This window comes from Allochromatium humboldtianum (assembly GCF_013385175.1).
Taxonomy (GTDB): domain Bacteria; phylum Pseudomonadota; class Gammaproteobacteria; order Chromatiales; family Chromatiaceae; genus Thermochromatium; species Thermochromatium humboldtianum.
The window spans coordinates 1-607 of sequence record NZ_JABZEO010000068.1; the positions used below are offsets into that span (position 1 = coordinate 1).

Below are 607 nucleotides of genomic sequence, written 5' to 3' on the forward strand. Positions count from 1 at the left end.
GTGAGGAGTTGCTGGAGGGCGGCGTTGAACTGGAGCTTGGCGGCATCGAGCTCGGGCAGCAGCGCCTCCAGACGCGCCTGCTGCGCGGCGCTCAGGGGCGTGGTCTCTTCGAGGGCCAACAGTGCTTGATACTCGGCGCCCAGCCGGGCCAGGTCGCGGCTGCCGGCCTCGTAGACCTGAAGCTGCTCGGCCTCGAAGGCGTTGTAGCCGGCCTGGGTCCGGCGCGGGTCATCGGCGGCGTCGCGGCGCACGAACTCGAAGTATTCCTGCTCCTTGAGCATCTCCAGCACCTGCTGGGCCTCGGGCAGGCGGCCTTCGGCGATCAGGAGGTCGGCCAGATGCTTGTAGTAGATCTCTTTACTCTTGAGGAAGGCCTGCTGGGTGGTCTGCTCGGCATCGGCCAGATGCTGGCGCACCGACTGGAGGGTGTTGACGGCCTGCTTGCCGAAGAAGATCGCCAGCGGGCGCTGGGACTGCGCGGCATAGAAGTCGGCGAGGTTGCCCTGGACACTCCACAGGAGTGCCGGTTGCCTGGCCTGATCGGCAATCGCCAGCGCCTCGCGATAGAGCGGTTCGGCCTCTGTGGGGCGACCGGTGGTCGCCAGCA

At 67.4% G+C, this 607-nt stretch carries 1 protein-coding gene; it reads right to left on the reverse strand.

What is annotated here, in order from left to right; translation table 11 throughout:
• A partial coding sequence (locus HW932_RS21520; RefSeq protein WP_222932488.1) for a hypothetical protein occupies positions 1-607 on the reverse strand: 607 nt, incomplete at both ends.